At 33.2% G+C, this 21,411-nt stretch carries 18 protein-coding genes; 3 read left to right on the top strand and 15 right to left on the bottom strand.

Annotated elements, in window-relative coordinates; all coding sequences use genetic code 11:
• Positions 1 to 138: 138 nt before the first annotated feature.
• The gene (locus HYI43_10040) at positions 139 to 1,065 is read left to right on the top strand and encodes a diacylglycerol kinase family lipid kinase (GenBank protein ID UDI78876.1); all 927 of its coding nucleotides are present in this window, start codon (positions 139 to 141) and stop codon (positions 1,063 to 1,065) included.
• An 80-nt stretch (positions 1,066 to 1,145) separates the two neighbouring features.
• On the opposite strand, the gene HYI43_10045 is transcribed toward HYI43_10040, so the two are convergent.
• The 8 genes from HYI43_10045 to HYI43_10080 all read right to left on the bottom strand — a co-directional run bounded on the left by HYI43_10045 (position 1,146) and on the right by HYI43_10080 (position 12,172).
• Positions 1,146 to 1,679 carry a 5'(3')-deoxyribonucleotidase gene (locus HYI43_10045; protein ID UDI78877.1) on the bottom strand — a complete coding sequence of 178 codons (534 nt, stop codon included), beginning with the start codon at positions 1,677 to 1,679 and terminating at the stop codon, positions 1,146 to 1,148.
• Between the two features lie 142 nt (positions 1,680 to 1,821).
• The gene (locus HYI43_10050) at positions 1,822 to 2,583 is read right to left on the bottom strand and encodes an MBL fold metallo-hydrolase (GenBank protein UDI78878.1); all 762 of its coding nucleotides are present in this window, start codon (positions 2,581 to 2,583) and stop codon (positions 1,822 to 1,824) included.
• Positions 2,584 to 2,998: 415 nt separating this feature from the next.
• The gene (gene hisC, locus HYI43_10055; protein ID UDI78879.1) at positions 2,999 to 4,054 is read right to left on the bottom strand and encodes a histidinol-phosphate transaminase; all 1,056 of its coding nucleotides are present in this window, start codon (positions 4,052 to 4,054) and stop codon (positions 2,999 to 3,001) included.
• Between the two features lie 101 nt (positions 4,055 to 4,155).
• A complete protein-coding gene (locus HYI43_10060; protein ID UDI78880.1) occupies positions 4,156 to 5,670 on the bottom strand; it encodes a peptide MFS transporter in 1,515 nt (504 codons plus the stop codon).
• Positions 5,671 to 5,842: 172 nt separating this feature from the next.
• Complete coding sequence (locus tag HYI43_10065) at positions 5,843 to 7,357, bottom strand: ABC transporter permease/substrate-binding protein (GenBank protein ID UDI78881.1); 1,515 nt, start codon at positions 7,355 to 7,357, stop codon at positions 5,843 to 5,845.
• Positions 7,354 to 8,319: an ABC transporter ATP-binding protein gene (locus HYI43_10070; protein ID UDI78882.1), complete on the bottom strand. Its 966-nt coding sequence runs from the start codon at positions 8,317 to 8,319 to the stop codon at positions 7,354 to 7,356. The genes HYI43_10065 and HYI43_10070 overlap by 4 nt, the downstream gene beginning before the upstream one ends.
• Before the next feature lie 180 nt (positions 8,320 to 8,499).
• Positions 8,500 to 10,278, bottom strand: a complete 1,779-nt coding sequence (gene recQ / locus HYI43_10075; GenBank protein UDI78883.1) for a DNA helicase RecQ — start codon at positions 10,276 to 10,278, stop codon at positions 8,500 to 8,502.
• A 13-nt stretch (positions 10,279 to 10,291) separates the two neighbouring features.
• Entirely contained in the window at positions 10,292 to 12,172 is a 1,881-nt protein-coding gene (locus tag HYI43_10080; protein ID UDI78884.1) for an ABC-F family ATP-binding cassette domain-containing protein, read from the bottom strand.
• A gap of 118 nt (positions 12,173 to 12,290) precedes the next feature.
• Here HYI43_10080 and HYI43_10085 point away from each other — a divergent pair, with 118 nt between their 5' ends.
• Positions 12,291 to 13,109: a ZIP family metal transporter gene (locus tag HYI43_10085; protein UDI78885.1), complete on the top strand. Its 819-nt coding sequence runs from the start codon at positions 12,291 to 12,293 to the stop codon at positions 13,107 to 13,109.
• Positions 13,110 to 13,561: 452 nt separating this feature from the next.
• Here HYI43_10085 and ltaS read toward each other — a convergent pair whose 3' ends face one another.
• The 7 genes from ltaS to HYI43_10120 all read right to left on the bottom strand — a co-directional run bounded on the left by ltaS (position 13,562) and on the right by HYI43_10120 (position 20,370).
• On the bottom strand, positions 13,562 to 15,499 hold the full coding sequence (ltaS, locus tag HYI43_10090; GenBank protein ID UDI78886.1) for a polyglycerol-phosphate lipoteichoic acid synthase LtaS: 1,938 nt from the start codon (positions 15,497 to 15,499) through the stop codon (positions 13,562 to 13,564).
• A gap of 528 nt (positions 15,500 to 16,027) precedes the next feature.
• Positions 16,028 to 17,032, bottom strand: a complete 1,005-nt coding sequence (locus tag HYI43_10095) for a biotin-dependent carboxyltransferase family protein (protein ID UDI78887.1) — start codon at positions 17,030 to 17,032, stop codon at positions 16,028 to 16,030.
• The gene (locus tag HYI43_10100) at positions 17,020 to 17,736 is read right to left on the bottom strand and encodes an allophanate hydrolase subunit 1 (GenBank protein ID UDI78888.1); all 717 of its coding nucleotides are present in this window, start codon (positions 17,734 to 17,736) and stop codon (positions 17,020 to 17,022) included. Before HYI43_10100 ends, HYI43_10095 begins: the two co-directional genes overlap by 13 nt.
• Positions 17,737 to 17,760: 24 nt before the next feature.
• Entirely contained in the window at positions 17,761 to 17,967 is a 207-nt protein-coding gene (locus HYI43_10105) for a hypothetical protein (protein UDI78889.1), read from the bottom strand.
• Positions 17,968 to 18,038: 71 nt separating this feature from the next.
• Positions 18,039 to 18,647 (bottom strand): aminotransferase class IV, encoded by a 609-nt coding sequence (locus HYI43_10110; GenBank protein ID UDI78890.1) that lies wholly within the window; start codon positions 18,645 to 18,647, stop codon positions 18,039 to 18,041.
• Positions 18,648 to 19,793 carry an anthranilate synthase component I family protein gene (locus HYI43_10115; protein UDI78891.1) on the bottom strand — a complete coding sequence of 382 codons (1,146 nt, stop codon included), beginning with the start codon at positions 19,791 to 19,793 and terminating at the stop codon, positions 18,648 to 18,650. It lies immediately after the preceding gene.
• Positions 19,777 to 20,370: an aminodeoxychorismate/anthranilate synthase component II gene (locus HYI43_10120; protein ID UDI78892.1), complete on the bottom strand. Its 594-nt coding sequence runs from the start codon at positions 20,368 to 20,370 to the stop codon at positions 19,777 to 19,779. Before HYI43_10120 ends, HYI43_10115 begins: the two co-directional genes overlap by 17 nt.
• Before the next feature lie 369 nt (positions 20,371 to 20,739).
• Between HYI43_10120 and queC the strand changes: the two genes are divergently transcribed.
• Positions 20,740 to 21,411 carry a 7-cyano-7-deazaguanine synthase QueC gene (queC, locus tag HYI43_10125; protein UDI78893.1) on the top strand — a complete coding sequence of 224 codons (672 nt, stop codon included), beginning with the start codon at positions 20,740 to 20,742 and terminating at the stop codon, positions 21,409 to 21,411.

Raw genomic sequence — 21,411 nt, forward strand, 5'->3', positions numbered from 1 at the left:
CCTCTTTTCTTTGTATATTAACTTAAAAAGTGTCATGATAAGTATTTAAATACTCGATTACTAAAATTGTCATTAATCAAATAGCATTTCGGGTAAATAAATGTTAAATCAGATTAAATAATGAAAGTAGGCATTAGTATGGGTCAAAAATTTAATCATGGTGTTCTTTTTTACCATGAACATAGTGGGCTTAAAGATATATACGAAGGTTTGGGAGAAGTAACTAAATCACTTACTACTATGTGTAAACACCTATCAATTCAATTGAGTGAAAATGAAGGCGACATTATAAAATATTGTGAAAAAATCAAAAAGCAAGAATATAGTAGTGATGTTGATATCGTCTTTATTCTGGGTGGCGATGGTACAGTTAATGAATTAGTAAATGGTGTTATGGCAAATAGCTTAAATATACCAATTGGAATTATTCCTGGAGGTACCTTTAATGATTTCACTAAAACATTAAACTTAAATCCTAACTTTGGTAAAGCGAGTGAACAACTTAAATCTTCTCATCTCGAATCATATGATGTTATGAAAGTGAATGACACTTATGTCCTTAACTTCGTTGGTTTGGGGCTTATAGTTCAAAATGCAGAAAATGTACAAGAAGGTCGTAAAGATATCTTCGGTAAATTAAGCTATGTCGGTTCCACTGTTAAAACGTTAATGAATCCTGAAGATTTTGATTTTACGTTAACTGTTGATGATAAAGAACTTAATGGCAATACCTCTATGCTTGTAGTTGCTAATGGTCCAAACATTGGGGGCAGTAGAATTCCACTTATGGATTTATCACCTCAAGACGGGAAGGTAAATAGTTTTATTTTCGATAAACAAAGTTTTACCATTCTTAATGATATATTTAAGAAACGCGATAGTATGGATTGGAATGAGATAACAAATGGTATTGACCATATTGCTGGATCTCATATTACTCTAACTACTGACCCAGCCATGAAAGTCGATGTAGATGGCGAAATTAGTTTAGAAACGCCTATTAAAATTGAAGTCTTACCGAAAGCACTTCAAATTCTTACTTTCCCTGAAAACGGCACGCAATAGTTATGATGTAACATTAAAAAGCGATTAAGATAAATGCTACGACACATATCGTAACGTTATCTTAATCGCTTATTTTTTACTTACTCTCCTAAGAAGAAAGCTTCAACATCTTTCCATCCATTAACGCGTCTAAAACGGTCTTCATTAATATTATGGGAAGCTGTGAAAATAATAGATTCACCTTCAAATATTTGTAACTGACGTGGATTGTCATCTATTAAATAATCTGTTTTTACTATATTTTTACGACCACAAAATACAAAATGCTGTGGGTCTAAGAATGGGAAGAATTCACGTAACCATTCATATTTATCATGAAATGACGTTGGCACATCCATAGCTGCAGTTGCAATGTAAACGTCATAGTGTTCAGTTAATTTCTCAACTACTTCTTGCGCATGTGGCATAACAGTTAAATTTCTAAAAAAGCCTGGCGCTCTTAAAATATCACGCACTAAACCATCATGTTCAGGAATCACATGTTTAAGCTTTTGACCATTTAATGATTCTACTGTAATGCCTAACTCTGTTTTAACGTTAACCGCTTCAATAATTGCACCTAATGTATCGGCCAATACCTCGTCCATATCAATTGCTATAGATTTTCTAGACATACTATCTCTCCCTTAATCATCACCTATATACCGTTAAAGTATAGCAAAATTTTTCATTATCGAACAGAATTCATTAATCAAGCGATGATGACACGGCTTCATAATTAAATAATGTCTATAAAAAGTTAACAATAGTTAAATTTTAAAATTGATATTGATCACCATCATTAGGAATACGTAGTTGCGTATCGAATTGATGTTGTTGTGCAAATTCATGTAACGCTTCTCTTGATAACATCCAATGATTGACTGCTTCCATATGTGTAGCAATAATGGTTGCATTAGGCGCCACTTTGGCAACGTTATACACATCTTCAGCGTCCATGACTAATGAGCCACCTTGATTAAATTGGTTGTCACCAGCATTTACCACAATGACTTCAGGTTTATATTCGTTAATAGTATCTTCTACCTCGCTATACCATACTGTATCTCCTGCAATATATAAAGTTGGTTCATCATCAGCTTTAAATACAAATCCACAAACGTTACCAGCGATTTCAAGAATTTCACCACGACCATGCTGTGCTGGTGTTTTATACACAGTCACACCCTGTAGTTCATTTACTTTTTCTAAAGCTATCACATTTTTAAAGCCAGCTTTTTTTACTTCTTCTACATCTTCATCGTTTTGTGTATAAATCTGAATGTCTTTCGGTAATAATTGTTGCGCCGCTTCATCAAAGTGATCTAAATGAAGATGTGTTAAAAATACAGCGTCCACATTTGATATAATTTCATCAGTCGACATTGGTAATTCAACTAATGGATTATTTTGATCATCTCTAGGTGCATTTGGAAAAGGTGGAAACGACCCCTTTTCACCTAACATGGGATCAATTAAAAATCGTTTATCAGCGTATTCAACTATTAATGTGGCATTTCTAACATGTATAATATTCATCAATAAACCTCCCCTTTAAAATAATTACAGTGTATCTCATAAGGATATGAAAAGAAAACAATTACTATTCAATATTAAAGCGTTAATAAATAATGATAAACCACATTAATTCATTGACATCAAAAAAATCGGGAATGGAACCGAATTCTTCTGAATTCATAGTCCCACTCCCAACTTGCTTTGCTTGTAGATATTCTTTTTTGTTGGAGCTTCGCCCTCAAGGATGGCTAGAACTGAGAAAAGCTTGATTAAAGCACCTTCTCAACCCAATCTGCTACTACAAATTTGCATTGTAGCCTTTTAATAAAAATTTGTCCCAAACTCTTGGCCGTTTCCATTTACTCAATTAGATGACATCTTGTACATAATTACTATACCTACATATCATTAATCCTTTTACTATTTATAAGACAAACTAATAATCAAAATCTTTTAATACTTCAATCATTTTATCGTTTTGTTCCGGGAAGCCGATGGTAATACGGACACCAGTTGGAAATGGACGTGTGATACACCCCACATTTAGTAACGCCTCATATAATTTTTGTGCTTTATTAGTCACAACAAATACAAAGTTCGTTTGACTAGGTAAAAAATGCTTACTTTGCGGTATACTATAGAACTTTTCGCGTTCTTTAGCATTTTTTGATGTAATTTCATGTAAATAATCTTGATCTTCTAAAGCTGCAATGGCTGCATACTCTGAAATACGTGTGACATTAAATGGTGGTCGGATGATGTTCCACTTTTCAATGGCTTCATTCGTAGCAACCACATAACCTACTCGCAACCCTGCTAAACCATATGCTTTAGAAAATGTTCTCAACAAGAATGCATTATCGAAGCGTTCTTGTAATTTCAATGTATCTGGGTAATCATCTGCAGTGACGAACTCGAAGTATGCTTCATCAATTAATACAGGTACATGACTAGGCACTTGTTCTAAAAAGTGTTCTAGTTCGTCATGGTTGAAATATGTTCCGGTTGGGTTATTCGGATTACATAACCACACTAATGCTGTATCTTCGTCTACTTCTTTAATTATTTCATCTAAATCAAATCCACCATCTTTTAATGGTACTTGAACGACTTCAGCAGATTCTACAATTGCATTGTGATAGTACTGACCAAATGTTCCTTCACTTGTTACAATCTTATCTCCAGGAGTTAACACAGCTCTTGAGATCATTAAGATAACCTCATCTAATCCTGCACCAAATAAAATTCTAGATGGATCCACATTCAAATGCTTGCTAATTGCTTTGCGTAATGATGGTGAGCCAGTCTCGGGATAATAAAATAACTCGTCTACATGTGTTTGAACAGCTTCTTTAGCTTTTGGTGAAGGTCCATATAAATTTTCATTCGAAGCAAGTTTGTGTAATTCACCTTCAATACCATGTTTCTCTTTAAGTGCTTGTGGTGACAAACCAGGTTGATAAGCTGCTAATTGATTTAATTGTTGTTTCATGTACAACCGCTCCTTTTTTCTAAAAAATAAAACACTTACTTAAATTATATACTACTTACTCTCCTATTGTGAAAATACACTTAGTTGAACATATTAATTTACTAAAGTACACCATTCATTGCTTTTTTAACTATAGGCGAAATAGCAATCAGAATGATACCAATAACTAAAGTGAATAGTCCTGAATATAAGAAGAACTCTTTCTCGCTAATAATTTTAAATAATACAACGATTTGGCTATTGATACTTTGCGCTGTGGCATTACTAAGCATCCATAATGCCATCATTTGTGCTGAAAATTTGGCTGGCGCTAACTTAGAAGTTACTGATAAACCTACTGGAGAAATAAATAACTCTCCTATTGCGATTAATAAGAAACTAAGTACTAACCAAATTGGATGAATTAATTGAGAATGCGTACTTAATGGAATGACCATAATTAAATACGATAACCCTGCAAAAATGGCACCGCCTGCAAATTTATATACTGTGCTTGGATTACGTTTACCTAATTTTGTCCATACACTCGCAAAAATAGGCGCTAAAATAATGATGAACACTGGATTGACAGATTGAAACCATGCCGCTGGAATATGAAAGTCAATGACGCCTTTTGTCAATTTAGCTAAGCTTAATTCTGTTTTTTGATCAGCAAAATTAGCTAATATCGTAGACCCTTGCTCTTGAATCATCCAAAAAGCTACTGACGTAATAAATAATGGTATGTAACTATAGATTCTTGAACGTTCTTCTTTTCGCGTTTTATGACTAGATAGCATATATATAAAGATACCTATTGGCAATACAACACCTATCAATGTCACAATGAGACTAAAACTTGATAAACTTAACGATCCCACTAATTGTAAGATAAGTAAGACAATTGCGAATACTATAATTGAAATACCAGTAATCATTGATAATTTTTTTATTTCTTCTTTACGCAGTGGATTCGGTACACTAACACCTGCTAGACCTAAACTTTTCTTGTTCGTAATTAAATACGTTACTAAACCGATAAACATCCCAATTGCAGCTATTGCGAAGCCAAAGTGAAAGCCTAAACGTGTTTGTAAATATCCCGTTGCAAACGGTGATAAGAAACTCCCCAGGTTAATACCCATGTAGAAAATCGTAAATGCCCCATCCAGTCTTTTATCATTATGGTGATATAACTCACCAACTGTTGTGGAAATGTTTGGTTTCAGCAACCCTGTACCAATAATTAAAAGTAATAAAGCAATCATTACCACCGTTAAATTACCCGGTATAGTTAATAAAATATGACCAAACATAATTAATATACCACCATAGAATAGCGCATGCCTTGTGCCTATGATTCTATCAGCGATCCATCCACCAACCGTTCCAGACATATAAATAAGTGCACCATATAGCGATACAATTTGTAATGCTGTACCTTGTGGCAAACCAAAGCCACCCTTACTAACTGAATAATAGAGATAGTAAGCTAAGATGGCTTTCATGCCATAATAACTAAATCGTTCCCAGAATTCAGTAAAGAATAGCGTACTTAACCCTTTAGGATGCCCAAAAAATCCTTTTTGAGGTACACTATCAACAATTTCTTGCCTTGAATAATGTTTTGTATTCATTTTCCCACCCCTTAATCAATACATATATTTCTAATGTATTTAAAATCTAGTGTAAATAAAAATATTTTAGATTACAACTTTATAATGATTACTCATAAAAATACACCCCAAAAAGTTAGAATTTTCGTCTACCTTTTGGGGTGCATACTCTATTAACCGTTAAACTCGATCACTATTTTACTAAACCTTCTTTTTCAAGATATTGTTTAGCTACTTTATATGGATCTTGGTTCTTAACAGTGACTTTATAATTCATTTCTTGCATCTCTTCATCCGAAATTTTACCAGCTAGTTTATTAAGAGGTTTTTTAATTTCAGGATGGTCTTTCAAGAATTTTTCTTTAAACATCGGTGCACCTTGATATGGAGGGAAGACATGTTTATCGTCTTTTAATACAACCATATTATATTGTTTTAATTCGGCATCTGTTGAATATGCATCAATTAAGTTGATGTCTCCCTTTTCAACTGCTGTATAGCGAAGTTTAGGTTCCATTTGTTTAATATTAGATATTTTTAAACCATAAGCTTTAGCAACTGCTTTATAGCCATCAGGGCGGTCATTAAATTCCATCGTGAATCCAGGTTTAAGCTTATCCTCTACTTTTTGTAGGTCCCCAATTGTTTTAATATTATTCTTCTTAGCGAAGTCTTTCTTCACTGCTAAAGCATACGTATTATTGTATTTCATAGGTTTAAGCATCGTCATATCATATTTCTTCTCAAGACTGTGCTTAGCTTGATTATATACTGCACCTTCTTTTTTAGATTTCAAGTCTTCTTTCGTCAACTCTCCTAATACAGTACCTGTAAATTCAAGATAACCATCGATGTCATCTGATTTTAAAGCATTAAAGAGGAATGACGTTTTACCCATGCCATCTTTAACATCTACCGTATCATTTGTTTCATCTTCGATTAGTATTTTATACATATTAGTGATAATTGACGGTTCTGAACCTAATTTACCCGCAAGCGTAATGTTGTCTCCTTTTTTCCCGAAAAGTGGGACAATAATAACTAGCAAGATAATCAGTATAATAACACCAATGCTAATTAATAACTTCTTATACGATAATTTCTCCATATAACGCAAAATCAAATCAAAAAGAATCGCAAGTAATGCAGCAGGAATCGCACCAATTAATATAAGTGAAGTGTTATTTCGGTCTATACCTAATAAAATGAGATCCCCTAAACCACCAGCACCAATTAATGCCGCAAGCGTTGCTGTACCAATAATGAGTACCATCGCAGTTCGAATCCCAGCCATAATAACTGGCATTGCTATAGGCAATTCAACTTTAGTAAGGCGACGGATAGGCTTCATCCCAATACCTTTAGCCGCTTCAATTAATGATGGGTCTACTTCTTGTATGCCTGTGTATGTATTTCTTAAAATTGGTAACAAAGCATAGACAACTAAAGCAATAATTGCTGGCACTCTACCAATACCAAAGATAGGAATCATTAAACCTAGTAATGCAAGTGATGGAATGGTTTGAAGAATCGCAGCAATATTCATTACAATTTCAGATAATCGCTTTGTCTTAGTTAAGGCAATACCTAATGGCACGGCAATTAAAATAGCGATAAGTAATGCTATAAACGAAATTTGAATATGTTCTAAAATCGTTCTAAGCAATTCACCTTTACGGTCATTTAAAGTCGTTAATAGTTCATTCATGCTTTAACCTCCTTATCGCTATGATTAGATAAATAGTTGAAGATATCTTCACGTTTTAATAGCGACGTTGTTGAGGTTGTATCATCTTCTACGAGAACAGCTTCATGTTGCGCTAATAAAGCATAAACCTCACGTAATTTAACACTGCTACTCACTACAGGATAGTTATGTTGCGTATCACGCTCTGTTAAAGGTGTTGTAATGTTTAAATTTTTTAGTTGTAAATCTTCTTTATCTTGATCTAAATGACTACCCATAAATTCTTCAACAAACGCATTGTTGGGATGATCTCGAAATTCTTGAGGCGTAGCTATTTGCTCAACATGTCCATTATTCAATAAACAAATACGATCACCTAATTTCATAGCTTCTTGAATATCATGTGTAACAAAAATAATGGTCTTTTTAATTTTGGTTTGCAAATCTAATAAACCATCTTGCAACTTCTCACGACTAATCGGATCCAATGCACTAAACGGTTCATCCATTAATATAACCGGTGGATCAACAGCTAACGCACGAACCACACCCACTCTTTGACGTTGGCCCCCTGAAAGTTCATCCGGTTTACGATCACGATACTTCTCTGGTTCTAAACCAACCATTGCCAATAATTCATCAACACGTTGATCAATATCTTTATCTTTCCATTTCTTCATCTGTGGCACTTGTGCAATGTTCTCTTTAATTGTCATATGTGGAAACAATGCGATTTGTTGTAAGACATAGCCAATATCCCATCGCATTTCATACACAGGATAATCACTAATAGGTTTGTCTTTGAAATATATGTAACCCTCACTTAAAGGAATTAATCTATTTATCATCTTTAATGTAGTTGTTTTACCACAACCCGATGGTCCTATAAGAACAAAAAATTCGCCTTCATTAATTTTAAAACTCACATCATCTACAGCTATATTTTCGTCGTACCGCTTTGTCACGTTTTTGAATTCAATCATTTAGTCACCTTCATTTATACCGTCTATTCAAACGTTTTGCATATCATATTCCCTATTAAAACATGTTTAATACTAAATTCATATTTAATTGGTTTTATTTTTATAGTTAAATTTGTATTAATTATAAAAATAAGGGTAAGGCGTACGATATTGAATCGTATAACCTTACCCTTAGCATATTTATATACTTGTTTTATATGATTGAATGCGTTCTAAGAACTTCGGACAATAATGTTTTAACTTGTAACTACCGACACCATCAATTGAAATCATTTCTTGCTTAGATTCTGGCTTGCGTTTTGCGAATTCTTCAAGTGTATAATCTGAAAAAATACTAACCGGTGCAATTTCTAGTTTTTCACTTAATTTACGACGTACTTCAACTAGTTCACTAAATAATACTCTATCGACACCTTCAACAGTATTAATATGTACTTTCTCTTTCGTTTTTTGTTTGAATGGTGTAGTGAATACTTTCTTGTTATTATTCAATAACTTTTTGACGCTCTCATCGCAGATCAAAATTTCATCATATTCATTTAAAAAGCCTTTAAAACGTAGTTCATCTATCAAGTGACTTAACTCTGATGTTGTGTACCCTTTCATCAGTCCATGTGTTGGTAATTGGTCATAATGATTATATTTAATATAGTCACTAGTTTCTCCACGTAATACTTGAATAACTACACTATAATTTTCTTGTTGACGCATACGTGCAATACAACTAATAATCATTTTGGCTTCTTGCGTCATATCATATGTTTTATTTTGTTGAATGCAACTACTACATTGGCCACACTCTTCTAATTTCTCATTAGGTTCAAAATAATGAACAATCGTCGCTTCAAGACACTTTTTCGTCTTGGTGTATTGCAGCATCTTAGTTAGCTTTTCGCCCATTTTATCTTTATAATCATCATCTGCTTGCGATACTGTAATAAAATATTCATGTAATCCTTTATCACGTTCACTAAAAAGCAAGATACACTCACTTTCAAGCCCATCACGTCCTGCACGTCCTGCTTCTTGATAATAAGATTCCAAATCACCTGGCATATTATAATGAATGACATAACGCACATTTGATTTATCAATACCCATACCAAATGCGTTCGTGGCGATAACAACCTTTACGCGATCATAAACGAAATCATTTTGAGCTTCCTCACGTTCCTTATTCGATAGCCCAGCATGATAAATTGCTGTCGTAACGCGAATAGTCTCTAGCGCTTCCTGTAATTCTTCAACTTGTTTACGTGTTGAACAATATACAATACCTGCTTGGTCTTTATGTTTTTGTATATAATCAACGACAAATTTCTGACGTTGATACGTCGGGTTCACTTTGAAGATAAGATTACGACGTTTGGTACTTGTTTTCACTTCATCATGTCTATCAATGTTAAGCTTGTCCATAATGTCTTGTTGTACTTCCGTAGTAGCTGTAGCTGTGAGTGCAACAATAGTAAAGTTTTGAGGTAAAGTAAATACCTTTTTGATAACACTTTGATAACTCGGTCTAAAATCATGCCCCCACTTAGAAATACAATGTGCCTCGTCAAACGCAATAAGATGGATATCGATTCGACTTAGTAAACTTAAGAAGTAGTGATTATCAAAACGTTCTGGCGCTACGTATAAAAATTGAATATCACCAGTCATTAAATCATTCTCAATCGTCTTTTGTTGTTTCTTAGTCAAACTGCTATTCAAATATGCTGCTTTAATCCCCATCGCTTTCAATTGATCTACTTGGTCTTTCATCAAAGAAATTAAAGGACTAATGACAATCGTTGTACCACCTAGCATCAAACCAGGCACTTGATAACAAATTGATTTACCGCCACCTGTTGGTAATACACCTAATACATTATGATGATCCATTATCTTAGTTATAATTTCTTTCTGTCCAGGTCTGAATTTGTCATAACCAAAATAATGCGACAATGTTGCTTCCATACTCACAATCCCCTTATTGCTCTTTTAATTCTTCTAGTTCACTCCATCTCGTGATGTCTTCTTCGTATGTCTGTTCCAATTGTTCTTTTTCTGCGTTTAATTCTTTAATTTTTGCATAATCTGCACTTGCTTCAATCATTTCTTCATCTATTTGCTCTAAACGTGCTTCAGATGTTTCAATGCGTTCCATTAACATGTCATACTCACGTTTCTCTTTATAAGATAACCCTGACTTTTTACGTGTATTCGTTTTAGGTTTAGATTGTAGTGCTTGTTTTTCAAGTGCGTGTTGTTTCTCTTGTTCTTTTTTATATGCTTCATAATCTTCAAACGTACCGACAATGCGTTCCATTTTCCCATCATGGATATACCAATATGCTTGAGCCACTTTATTCAAGAAATATCTATCATGACTTACAGTAATGACTGAACCACCAAATGTACTAATATAATCTTCCAAAATAGTTAAAGTTTCAGTATCCAAATCGTTTGTAGGCTCATCTAATAATAATACATTTGGTTGATGTACTAACAATCTCAGTAAGTATAGGCGTTTTTGTTCTCCTCCGGATAGTTTATAAATCTTTTTACCATGAGTAGAACTTGGAAATAAGAAACGTTCTAACAATTGCGTAACTGAAATAGATGTACCATCCTTTTCCTTGGCTACTTCACTTTCTTCACGAAGATAATCAATCATACGAATGTCTCTATCAAGCGTTTCTTCAGTTTGTTTAAAATAAGCTACCTTAACCGTTTGGCCAATTTTAAGTGTGCCAGTATAGTTAGTATCCTCACCACTTAAAATGTTTAGTAACGTCGTTTTCCCAGCACCATTAGGTCCCACAATACCAATACGTTGTCCACTTTGAATAATTTCAGTTATATCTTCAAATAAAGTTTTACCATTGATTTGTTTTGACAGGTGATCTAATTCAAAGACTTGTTTACCTAATCTTGAATACGCTAGATTGAGTTGGCCTTTATCCTGCGTTTGATGCGCATGAACATTTGTTTCTAAATCATTAAAACGATTAATACGTGCTTGTTGTTTGGTTGTTCTAGCTTTAACACCCGCTCTCATCCAAGCGAGTTCTTGTTTGTATAGTGCTTTTTGTTTCTCATGCTGCTTTAACTCAATCATTTCGTTTTCTGCTCTCATAGCAATATAATCTTCGTAATTACCTGGATAAGATTTCAATTTCCCTCGATCTAATTCAATAATTCGACTTGCTATTTCATTTAAAAAGTAACGATCATGGGTAACAAATAATACAGTATGAGGGTATTGTTTAACGTAATTAATAAGCCAATTAATAGACTCGAAATCAAGATGGTTCGTAGGCTCATCTAATAATAACAAGTCAGGTTGTTCAATTAATGTCTTAGCTAAAACAACACGTTTTTGTTGTCCTCCCGAAAGCTCACTTATTTTTTTAGTTGTATCATTAATTCCTAGTTTGGAAAGAATCGTCTTAATCTCAGCATTATAATCCCAAGCATCATGACGATCCATTGCTTCTTGTGTTTCCATCATTTTTTGAAAATGTGCATCGTCTTGTTGAAGCGTATAAGCATTCACAGCTTCTTCATAAGATTTAATAATACGAAGTGTTGAAGTATCAGAACTTAAAACTGCTTGGAAAACCGTCATATCTCCATCTAAGTCATGTTTTTGAGAAGAGTATCGAATACGATATTGATTCGGATGCGTAATATCAGCAGTGTAGTCATCATCAAGATTTCCAATAACCTTCAGTAATGTACTTTTTCCAGTACCATTGATACCGACTAGTCCAATCTTTTCATGTTCAGAAATAGATAGATTTAAATCATCAAAAATGACTTTATCTGCATAAGATTTATTTAAATGTTCAATTTTATACGCTTCCATGCTTCTACTTCCTTTTCATATCGAAATATCGAAATTTAAAAATTATTTTGATAAGCTTAAATCAGTTCTATATATTATACACCTTTTTAGGGCTAAATGATACAAGGAGACAAGAGTTATGATAGACTTTTTCGAGAATTTACCGCCATACTTGCAAGCACTTATTGCTGGTATCATCACATGGTTATTGACCGCTTTAGGTGCTGCATCTGTATTTGTTTTTAAATCGGTAAATGAAAGGATTTTAACCTCCATGCAAGGATTTGCGGCCGGCATCATGATTGCTGCTAGTTTTTGGTCTTTATTACAACCTTCTATAGAATATGGCAAAGATGGTGCTTTACCTGCATGGTTACCTGCCGCAATTGGCTTTATCTTCGGTGGTGTATTTATACGTGGTTTGGACTCAGTTATCCCACATATTCATCAAAAAATTGGTGATAAAAGTCAATATCGTGAAGGTGTGAAAACATCTCTAAGTAAAAATACGCTACTTGTATTAGCAATCACTTTACACAATATTCCTGAAGGTCTGTCAATTGGTGTTGCATTTGGAGGCATTGCTACTGGTAATAACCAAGCTACTTTTCTTGGGGCGCTAGGTTTAGCAATCGGAATAGGTATACAAAACATTCCTGAAGGTGCCGCTTTGTCTATGCCAATTAGAGCTGCGGGCGCGTCTCGTTGGAAATCGTTTAATTATGGTCAAGCATCTGCGATTGTAGAACCTATATTTGCAACGATAGGTGCTGCTTTAATTTTATTTATTACACCTGTCTTACCATATGCTTTAGCTTTCGCAGCTGGAGCGATGATATTTGTTGTAGTGGAAGAACTCATTCCAGATTCTCAATCAGGAAATAATACAGATTTAGCAACATTAAGCTTAATGCTTGGATTTACGATAATGATGATTTTAGATGTTGCGCTCGGTTAATATTTTTTTATTTATATTGATTTGAAAGCAAAATCAGTCTGGGATATTATTTCCAGAGAAATAGTAGAGCCTAGGACATAATTCCTAACAAAATAGCCAGTACATGAGTTTTTAAAAATTCATTTACTGGCTTCTTTATTTACAATACTTCGTATTGTTGTCACGCTTGCCCAACTTACTTTACTTGTAGAAACTGATTAACTCAGTTCCTCTGTGTTGGGGCCCTTGTTAGGCGACAGCTTCTAAAGTAGTTCTTAAATGGATTTTCATTTTACTAAAGTTGAGATGCTTGCCTAGGGGGGGCTGGGTTGTAAAGAAATTCTTAGATGAACATTTACTCAATTTGTTGAATGTAATCAACATAACTATAAAAAAAGACAATTCCTATATATTTCAATAGAAATTGTCTTTTTCATTTGTCCGGGGACTTGATGTCCTAGACTTTTTTATGACTATTTTTGGTTACCTTTTGGTCCCGTTTTATAGTCATATTTAGATGGATTTACTTTTTTGAAATCAGGATTTTTATAGAATCTGAATAAGTCACCGTTTAAGACGTTGTCACTCATTTCTAAATCTTTTTCAACCTGCTTCTTATTTTTCTCTAAATCTTTTGGTTGTGTTTCTAATAATTCATTTGTTTTATTAGAATACGCTTTACCATTTACATATTTATAATCTTTCGTAATAAAGTCACCATTTCTGAATGGAATCACATCATTGTGATCTTTAGATAACATGTCTGTACCAAACATTAAGTAATTCTTAGAATCAATACCAACTAAATGTAAGATTGTAGGCATTACATCCATTTGACCAGCATATGTTTTATCTACTGTACCTTTTTTACCAGGAATTTTTAGCCAGAAACCAGTACGGTTTAAGTCAGTAAATTTCGCTGGTGTGATTTTTTCACCTAATAATTTTTCCATTGCATTATTATGGTTCTCAGAAATACCATAATGGTCACCATAAATCATAATTACTGAATTATCATATAGACCTTTCTTCTTAAGATCAGTAATATATTCTTCTAAAGCTTGGTCTAAATAATGTGCAGTTTGAATGTAACCATCAACAGTTGAATCACCAGTATTTGGTTTATCAATATCTGCATCTTTAGAATCCAATGTAAATGGATAATGGTTTGTCAATGTAATTAAGTGTGAGTAAAACGGTTGTTTCATTTTAGCTTGATAATCCGCAGATGCTTTAAAGAATGGTTTATCTTTTAAACCTAAGTTAACAATATTATCGTCAGACATATCATAGTATGTTGCATCATAGAATTTATCAATACCAAAGTGTTTATAGATTTGGTCACGATTCCAGAACGTTTTATAGTCACCGTGCATTACATTAGATGTATAACCTTCTTTTTGGTCTAAAATAGCAGGTAATGATTGATAAGTGTTATCGCCTTTTAATGAGTAAGCAGACCCTTGTGGTAATCCATAAAGACTGTTATCCATTGTAAATTCGGCGTCAGATGTTTTACCTTGTCCAGTTTGATGGAAGAAGTTTGGATAATATCTGAAATCATCATTACCAGTAGATAATTTGTTTAAGAACGGTGTAACTTCTTTACCATTTACTTTTTTATTAATTAAGAAAGTTTGGAAGCTTTCCAAATGAATTTTAATGATGTTTTTCTTCTTAGCTACACCATAATATTCTGGATTTGGTTTTGTATTTTTTTGTTTTGTATAATTCAATACTTTCGTTAAATCATCTTCAGAAGCCAATGCTTTTTGTTGATTGTTTTGAATCGTTTTAACGCCATCATAAACTGTGAAGTTATATGGACCTAAATATTTAACTAAATATTTATGGTCAAACGTACGTGTTAACAATTCAGGACGATCTGTTTCAGCAAACGCTAAGTTTAAGAAGAATAAAGCTACGGCAGCCGCCATGACTACAGGTACAAATTTCTTACTGAATACACGTTTATCTAACCAACTACCTTTAAAAATTAAGATAAATAGATAAACAATTGTATCTATAAAGTAAACAAAGTCATACCATTTGAATGATGCCCCGACAGCACCACCCATAGATTCAACGTTTCCTGCTTGATTTAAAGTACTAAATGTCAAAAAGTCTGAGAAGAATCTAAAATACACTACGTTTGCGTAAAGCAAAAATGTAAGTATAAATCCTCCAATAAAGATGAACCAATAGGCTTTTTTACCTTTAAAGAATAAGAACACGCTTAAAACAAGTGCAATTAAACTATATGGATTCATCAGCAGTATTAAGTTTTGAACTAGTCCTTTAACACCCAAAGAAAAATCAACATAGTATGAAAAATACGTCTTTAGTGTGACTGTAAATACAGTTAATAAGAAAAACGCAAAAAGACTTATTTTCTTTTTGTGTAAACTCATGTATGTTTCCTCCGTTTATAGTTATTCAACTTTGAAGAAATGTTAAAGACTCTTTAAGACTTAAACACTCACTCAAATATGGCCGTTATGCAAGTACTAACTAATTTCATTTATACTAATTTTATTTAAATTATTGAGAATATGTCACGCATACAAACACATGATGCCTTTCGCTCTCGAATCGTACATGCTCCCAATTATCAGAACATTCGAGAACTTCTCTATGTATATTAGGTTGGATGCTATTCTTTATGATTATTAATCATTTGTTAAGAATTACTGAACTTTGTAATGTTATTGTAATAATGCTCCATAGTTCAATATATAAATATATAGTATTTTTACTCATTTATCAAGAAAAAGCATCTTGCATAGTGAATAACTAAATTGTTTTTCATTATAAGTAACTTTGATTTATAAACTGATTTATATATTATAGCGATTTAAGTCTTATAATTAATCAGACTATAGTCTGACAAGTTGTAATATTATACTTTTTATCTTCTAAACCATAATAGGTCTCTTTAATTATTTTAACATCTCTAACTGCATTCTAAATTCAATCGCATGGAATAGTTGATTCATCCAATTACTAAATTTGACTACGTTTTCTTCGGCAGTTTCGATATCAATAAACTGAAACTTCAAGCGTGAGCCTTGAGGTTTTTGAGCTAATTTAGTTAAATGATAGCTTGCAATGGTACCAATCTGAGGATAACTGCCTATAGTGTAATGATCATTTAATAATATGATTGGTGTACCATCACGTTTTACTTGAATCGTACCTCTTTTAACAGATTGATGCGCTGGCATATCTTCATAGTAAGCCTTGATTTTTTCACCATCTAACAACATACCTACTCGATTGGATTTATTAGTTACTTTGTAATCTCCTCTAATAAAATGAGACTGCGTTTCTTTATCGAAATCCTCCGTCCCTTTATTAGCAATGACATGAAATACATCAGAAATGTAATTAAATGACAATGCGTAGCCATCTATGCCCCAATCAGTCGTATGTTTTTCTGCAAGGTTGTCAAATAATTTATGATGTCGATCTGTATAGTTGCGCTTCATTTCAATTACATCACCGTCTTCTAACTTGCGACCGTGAAAGCCACCAATCTTAACCTTTAAGTCTGTTGAAGTTGAACCAAGCCATTCATCTAGTTCAAATCCCCCTCCAACAGCTAGGTAGACTCTAGAAGTTTTATTCATTTCTTTAAAAGATAAGACGTCACCTTTATCAACCAAGTACAATTTATATGGTTTAATTTGCATAGTTTGAGTATATGCTTCGAAACTATGCCCTGTTAAAGCAATCAAAGTAGGTTCAGTAAAACGAATTTTTGCCATAATATGTGTCATTTCAAGCGTGGCTTCGTTTTTATCATTTGCCACAAGTCGATTGGCAATTTCATGTCCTAAGGTATCTAATGCACCACATGGAATAACGCCTGCATACTCGTAGCCGTGGCGTCCAAAGTCTTGAAAGCTACTAAATAGCCCTGCTTTTTCAATTATGATTGACATGGTTTATAATCTCCTAGTTCAATATCTTGGCGTTGATGCGGCTTAAAAATCACATTGTCTCCTAGCTTCAACAAGTTAAAGTTCTCCTTCTCAGGGGAAAATAATCTTGTAGGAGTATAGCCTATAACTAACCAATCATTATATGTATCTGTAGTAACAATGCCACACTTCTTCCCCTCGATAATAACAGAACCTGCAGTGACTAATTTCTTTTTATCACTTGTATGATTAACATATAATTGCTCATTCATACCTGTTAAATAAGGGAATCCTGGTGCATAACCCATCATCGATACAAAGTATGCATGATTACTATGTAATTCTATAAATGCTTCTTTATCTAGTTTGTAATAATCTAAAAGGTGTTGTAAATCGGGGCCAAACTCATCACCATATACGATAGGTATTTCATAAGATGTACTATCATCCTTAAGCATATCTGACCCTTGTAGTTCTTCTTGTATGCTATGAATTAAAGCTTTCATATATTGAAAAGGTGAAGTGATATGATGATGTTTAATCATGTCTCTAGCATCGTAACAAATCATCATGTCTGATTCCGTAGGCACTATTTCAGTAATGAATGGCAATTCTTTTTTTAGTAAATGTGCACGAACAGCGATTAAATCTGTTGTTACATCTTTAGATACATCCTTTTCAACAGCTATTACAATCGCTTGGTCTCCTTGACTATAAATCTTCATAACTCCACCTCATAGTTATATTATTTAATGATGATAAAATATATTTAGAAATTCAACCACGTATGGAATAATTGATTTAATTAAAAAATATACTAATATACATTGAATTAACACAGTAATCGTCGCCACGATACGCGCTTTAATTACAGCGTCTTGATTTAAATTTCGGTCTGCTAAATACTTACCTATTACATTTAATATTACAATAATTAAAACCCACAGTATCGCCATAACTCACTCCGTTTATTCAATACAACGCTTCTATACGCACGTGTGTGCTATCTTGTTTTCCATATATTATTTTATAGATAAATCGATACCTCGGCAACCTCTCGTAAACTATTTAATAAATAGACGTTGATTTGATTTTTCTTCAATTTTCCAACCAATTCATTTACATCATAATCTTTAATTTCTAATTTCTGTTGATCTAGTAAACTTTGACGCATACATCCTAATAAGAAATCGTTATGATAGCTCGGAGTGTAATAGACACCACGTTCTTCAATCATTACATTACCTATATCAAATTCTAGAATTTTCCCATCATTACTATATAACAATACTAAATCTGTTTGATGATTATGTTCCAAGTGTTGTCGTTCAGATGTCTTGTTAATAATATATCGTTCATCACAACCTGATTCCATAACTTGTAGTTTTGCAGTAAAACTGGTCTTAGTCGGTAATGATTTAATCATATATTCTAAATGACCAAATTGATCAATCTCCACTTTTAAACGATAAATACCTTGCTCATGTTGATGTCGAATATGATTAACAAATTGTTCCCATTTTTCTTTTGAAAAGGCAAAGCCTAAACGTGCACTTGATTGTTCTATACGATGCGTATGATATTGAAATCTAGGTATTGTGCCATTTTCCAACCGCATTGTTTCAAATAACCTCATCTACAACAACTCCAGAATTTTTGTTTTATCACGAAATTCTTGTACTTCATTTGAAGGATCAGAATCGATAGTTATGCCAGCACCTACTCCATAATGCACTTGATCATCTCGATATTCTAGGGTACGAATAGGAATATTAAATATCATCTTATCATCCGGACATAACAAACCAATTGTTCCACAATAAACATAGCGTGGTCCAACTTCAAGTTGCTTAATATAAGACATTGTATTTAATTTGGGTGCCCCCGTAATAGAACCACATGGAAATAACGCCGTCAAAATTTTATTGAGAGAGGTATGTGCTTCAAGTTGTCCAGTCACCATACTTGTCATTTGATAAACAGTTTTATACGTTTCAATAAAGAAAGGTTTATAAACTTTAACTGTACCTGGTTGTGAAATTCTCGCAATATCATTGCGCAGTAAATCAACAATCATGACATTTTCAGCACGATCTTTAAGTGAAGACTGCAATGTATGGTAATTGTTTAAGTCTTCGTCCTTATCTATACTTCGAGGCATTGTTCCTTTCATGGGTTTACTCACAATAACATTGTGCTTTCCATCAAATTCACCTTTTTGAAAGAATAATTCCGGGGATATAGAAGCGATTTGCACTTCATCAGTATCTAATAATGTCGTATAACCACCATTATTCGTTTGTGTTAAGTAATGATACAATGTAACAATTGGATAGTGTATGTCACTTACCAGACGTGTTGTATAATTAACTTGGTATGTTTCACCCTCTGTTATAGCATTTTGCACCTGTTTAATTTTATATTGCATTTGTTCATCACTTTCTACAAATTGAAAATGATGTTTAGGAACATATTGATATGTATTATTTCTGGAAATCGTATTAACCATATTTGAGTCAAAGCTATAAGCAACTGCAATAACACTATCATCACTTAATGGATAAGTAGCCATATCTGGATTAAAATAACTTGCCGCTTCATATGTTAAATAAAGCGCAACATACCGCCCATTGCATTGCTCATTTTCCGCAAAACCAATTACACTTCCAACTTCTTTAAACGAGAATGCAACTTTTTTAGAAATATACTTCGTAAATTTCATTTCTTTTATCTCATACTTATCAGGCGCTGTATAGTAACGGTAATTAAAGGCTATATTCATTCGTAACACCTACTTTCTCTAAAAAAAGTCGCAACTGTTCATGACCATATTCACTTAAAATAGACTCGGGATGATATTGAACACCGTATACAGAATAGGCTTTATGTTCAACCGCCATGATAATAGCTTCATCATTATATGCTGTAACCTTTAATACTGAAGGTACATGTGTTTTATCAGCGATTAATGAGTGATAACGCATCACGTTAAAAGACTGTGGTATACCTTTGAAAATACCTTGATCATTATGTGTTAGAGGAGTTGTATGACCATGAACTGGTTTTAGACCATGAATAATTTTCCCTCCATAATATTCAAAAATGAATTGAAATCCTAAACACACACCTAAAATAGGTACATCGGATTGATAATAATCCATAACTTCAGTTAAAACCGGGTAATCACTAGGTTTGCCGGGTCCGGGTGAAATAACAATAGCTTCAATCTCTAATTGCTTTAATTCTGCTAACGATACGTGCGCTACATCGATAACTTTAACTATTTTAGTGGTTTCAGTTTTTAAATAGTCTATTAAATTATATGTAAATGAATCTTTATTATCTATGACTAGTATCATTTAAGTCTCTCCAACTCTTAGTTAAATAACATCTTCTCTTACCATATTATAATTACTATCTTTTGAAAAATGTAAGGGTTTACTCTCATATATTTAGAAAATATAACTTGATTTTATGAATTGATTATATTAATCTAACTAGCGTACAAAAAAATTCGAAAGAGGTTCCTAGCTGAAACCCTCTATAAAAAACTAGACTCCAATTGAAATATTTATATTAAATTCTACCAGTTTATATCGTTATTAACTGCTTACAATATTTCTAAGTCTATCTTTTTTATAGAGATAGACTCTTTTTTTTATTTCTTTAACAATTAGGTCATTCATCGGCATGTTTTATTAATAATCTTTTTCAAAAGGAGAATAACAATGACAAATAGCGCTCTCAATAACGAAAAAGCACTCGTTGTGTTTAGCGGAGGTCAAGATAGTACGACGTGTTTGTTTTATGCTAAAAAGCATTTCAAAGACGTAGAATTAGTAACATTTAATTACGGACAACGTCACGATACAGAAATAGAAGTGGCAACACAAATTGCGAAAGACCAAGGTTTAAAACATCATGTATTAGATATGTCTTTATTATCTCAATTAACACCTAATGCTTTAACACAACATGATATGGAAATTGAAACCGGAGAGGATGGTATCCCTAATACATTTGTTCCAGCTCGTAATTTATTGTTTTTATCATTTGCAGGTGCACTTGCTTATCAATTAAATGCTAAACATATTATTACAGGTGTGTGTGAAACTGACTTTTCTGGCTATCCTGATTGTCGTGATAGTTTTATTAAATCTATGAACGTTACACTTAGCCTTTCAATGGATAAAGACTTCGTTATTCATACACCACTAATGTGGTTAGATAAGGCTCAAACTTGGGAATTAAGCGATGAACTAGGTGTCTTAGACTACATCCGTCACAATACTTTAACGTGTTATAACGGCGTCATCGGTGATGGTTGTGGAGAATGCCCATCTTGTAAATTAAGACAACGTGGACTTCAACAATACCTTGAAACTAAAGGAGTGCATTAG

This window comes from Staphylococcus taiwanensis, assembly GCA_020544305.1.
GTDB classification, from domain to species: Bacteria; Bacillota; Bacilli; order Staphylococcales; family Staphylococcaceae; genus Staphylococcus; species Staphylococcus taiwanensis.

What these genes read in the sequence shown, in the direction of transcription:
- HYI43_10120 (UDI78892.1), bottom strand. Translation starts at nt 20,370, where the DNA reads ATGATACTAGTCATAGATAATAAAGATTCATTTACATATAATTTAATA.
- HYI43_10110 (UDI78890.1), bottom strand. Translation starts at nt 18,647, where the DNA reads ATGAGGTTATTTGAAACAATGCGGTTGGAAAATGGCACAATACCTAGA.
- HYI43_10045 (UDI78877.1), bottom strand. Translation starts at nt 1,679, where the DNA reads ATGTCTAGAAAATCTATAGCAATTGATATGGACGAGGTATTGGCCGAT.
- HYI43_10070 (UDI78882.1), bottom strand. Translation starts at nt 8,319, where the DNA reads ATGATTGAATTCAAAAACGTGACAAAGCGGTACGACGAAAATATAGCT.
- hisC (UDI78879.1), bottom strand. Translation starts at nt 4,054, where the DNA reads ATGAAACAACAATTAAATCAATTAGCAGCTTATCAACCTGGTTTGTCA.
- HYI43_10040 (UDI78876.1), top strand. Translation starts at nt 139, where the DNA reads ATGGGTCAAAAATTTAATCATGGTGTTCTTTTTTACCATGAACATAGT.
- HYI43_10060 (UDI78880.1), bottom strand. Translation starts at nt 5,670, where the DNA reads ATGAATACAAAACATTATTCAAGGCAAGAAATTGTTGATAGTGTACCT.
- HYI43_10115 (UDI78891.1), bottom strand. Translation starts at nt 19,793, where the DNA reads ATGAATATAGCCTTTAATTACCGTTACTATACAGCGCCTGATAAGTAT.
- queC (UDI78893.1), top strand. Translation starts at nt 20,740, where the DNA reads ATGACAAATAGCGCTCTCAATAACGAAAAAGCACTCGTTGTGTTTAGC.
- HYI43_10080 (UDI78884.1), bottom strand. Translation starts at nt 12,172, where the DNA reads ATGGAAGCGTATAAAATTGAACATTTAAATAAATCTTATGCAGATAAA.
- HYI43_10050 (UDI78878.1), bottom strand. Translation starts at nt 2,583, where the DNA reads ATGAATATTATACATGTTAGAAATGCCACATTAATAGTTGAATACGCT.
- HYI43_10085 (UDI78885.1), top strand. Translation starts at nt 12,291, where the DNA reads ATGATAGACTTTTTCGAGAATTTACCGCCATACTTGCAAGCACTTATT.
- HYI43_10100 (UDI78888.1), bottom strand. Translation starts at nt 17,736, where the DNA reads ATGAAGATTTATAGTCAAGGAGACCAAGCGATTGTAATAGCTGTTGAA.
- HYI43_10105 (UDI78889.1), bottom strand. Translation starts at nt 17,967, where the DNA reads ATGGCGATACTGTGGGTTTTAATTATTGTAATATTAAATGTAATAGGT.
- ltaS (UDI78886.1), bottom strand. Translation starts at nt 15,499, where the DNA reads ATGAGTTTACACAAAAAGAAAATAAGTCTTTTTGCGTTTTTCTTATTA.
- HYI43_10065 (UDI78881.1), bottom strand. Translation starts at nt 7,357, where the DNA reads ATGAATGAACTATTAACGACTTTAAATGACCGTAAAGGTGAATTGCTT.
- HYI43_10095 (UDI78887.1), bottom strand. Translation starts at nt 17,032, where the DNA reads ATGTCAATCATAATTGAAAAAGCAGGGCTATTTAGTAGCTTTCAAGAC.
- recQ (UDI78883.1), bottom strand. Translation starts at nt 10,278, where the DNA reads ATGGAAGCAACATTGTCGCATTATTTTGGTTATGACAAATTCAGACCT.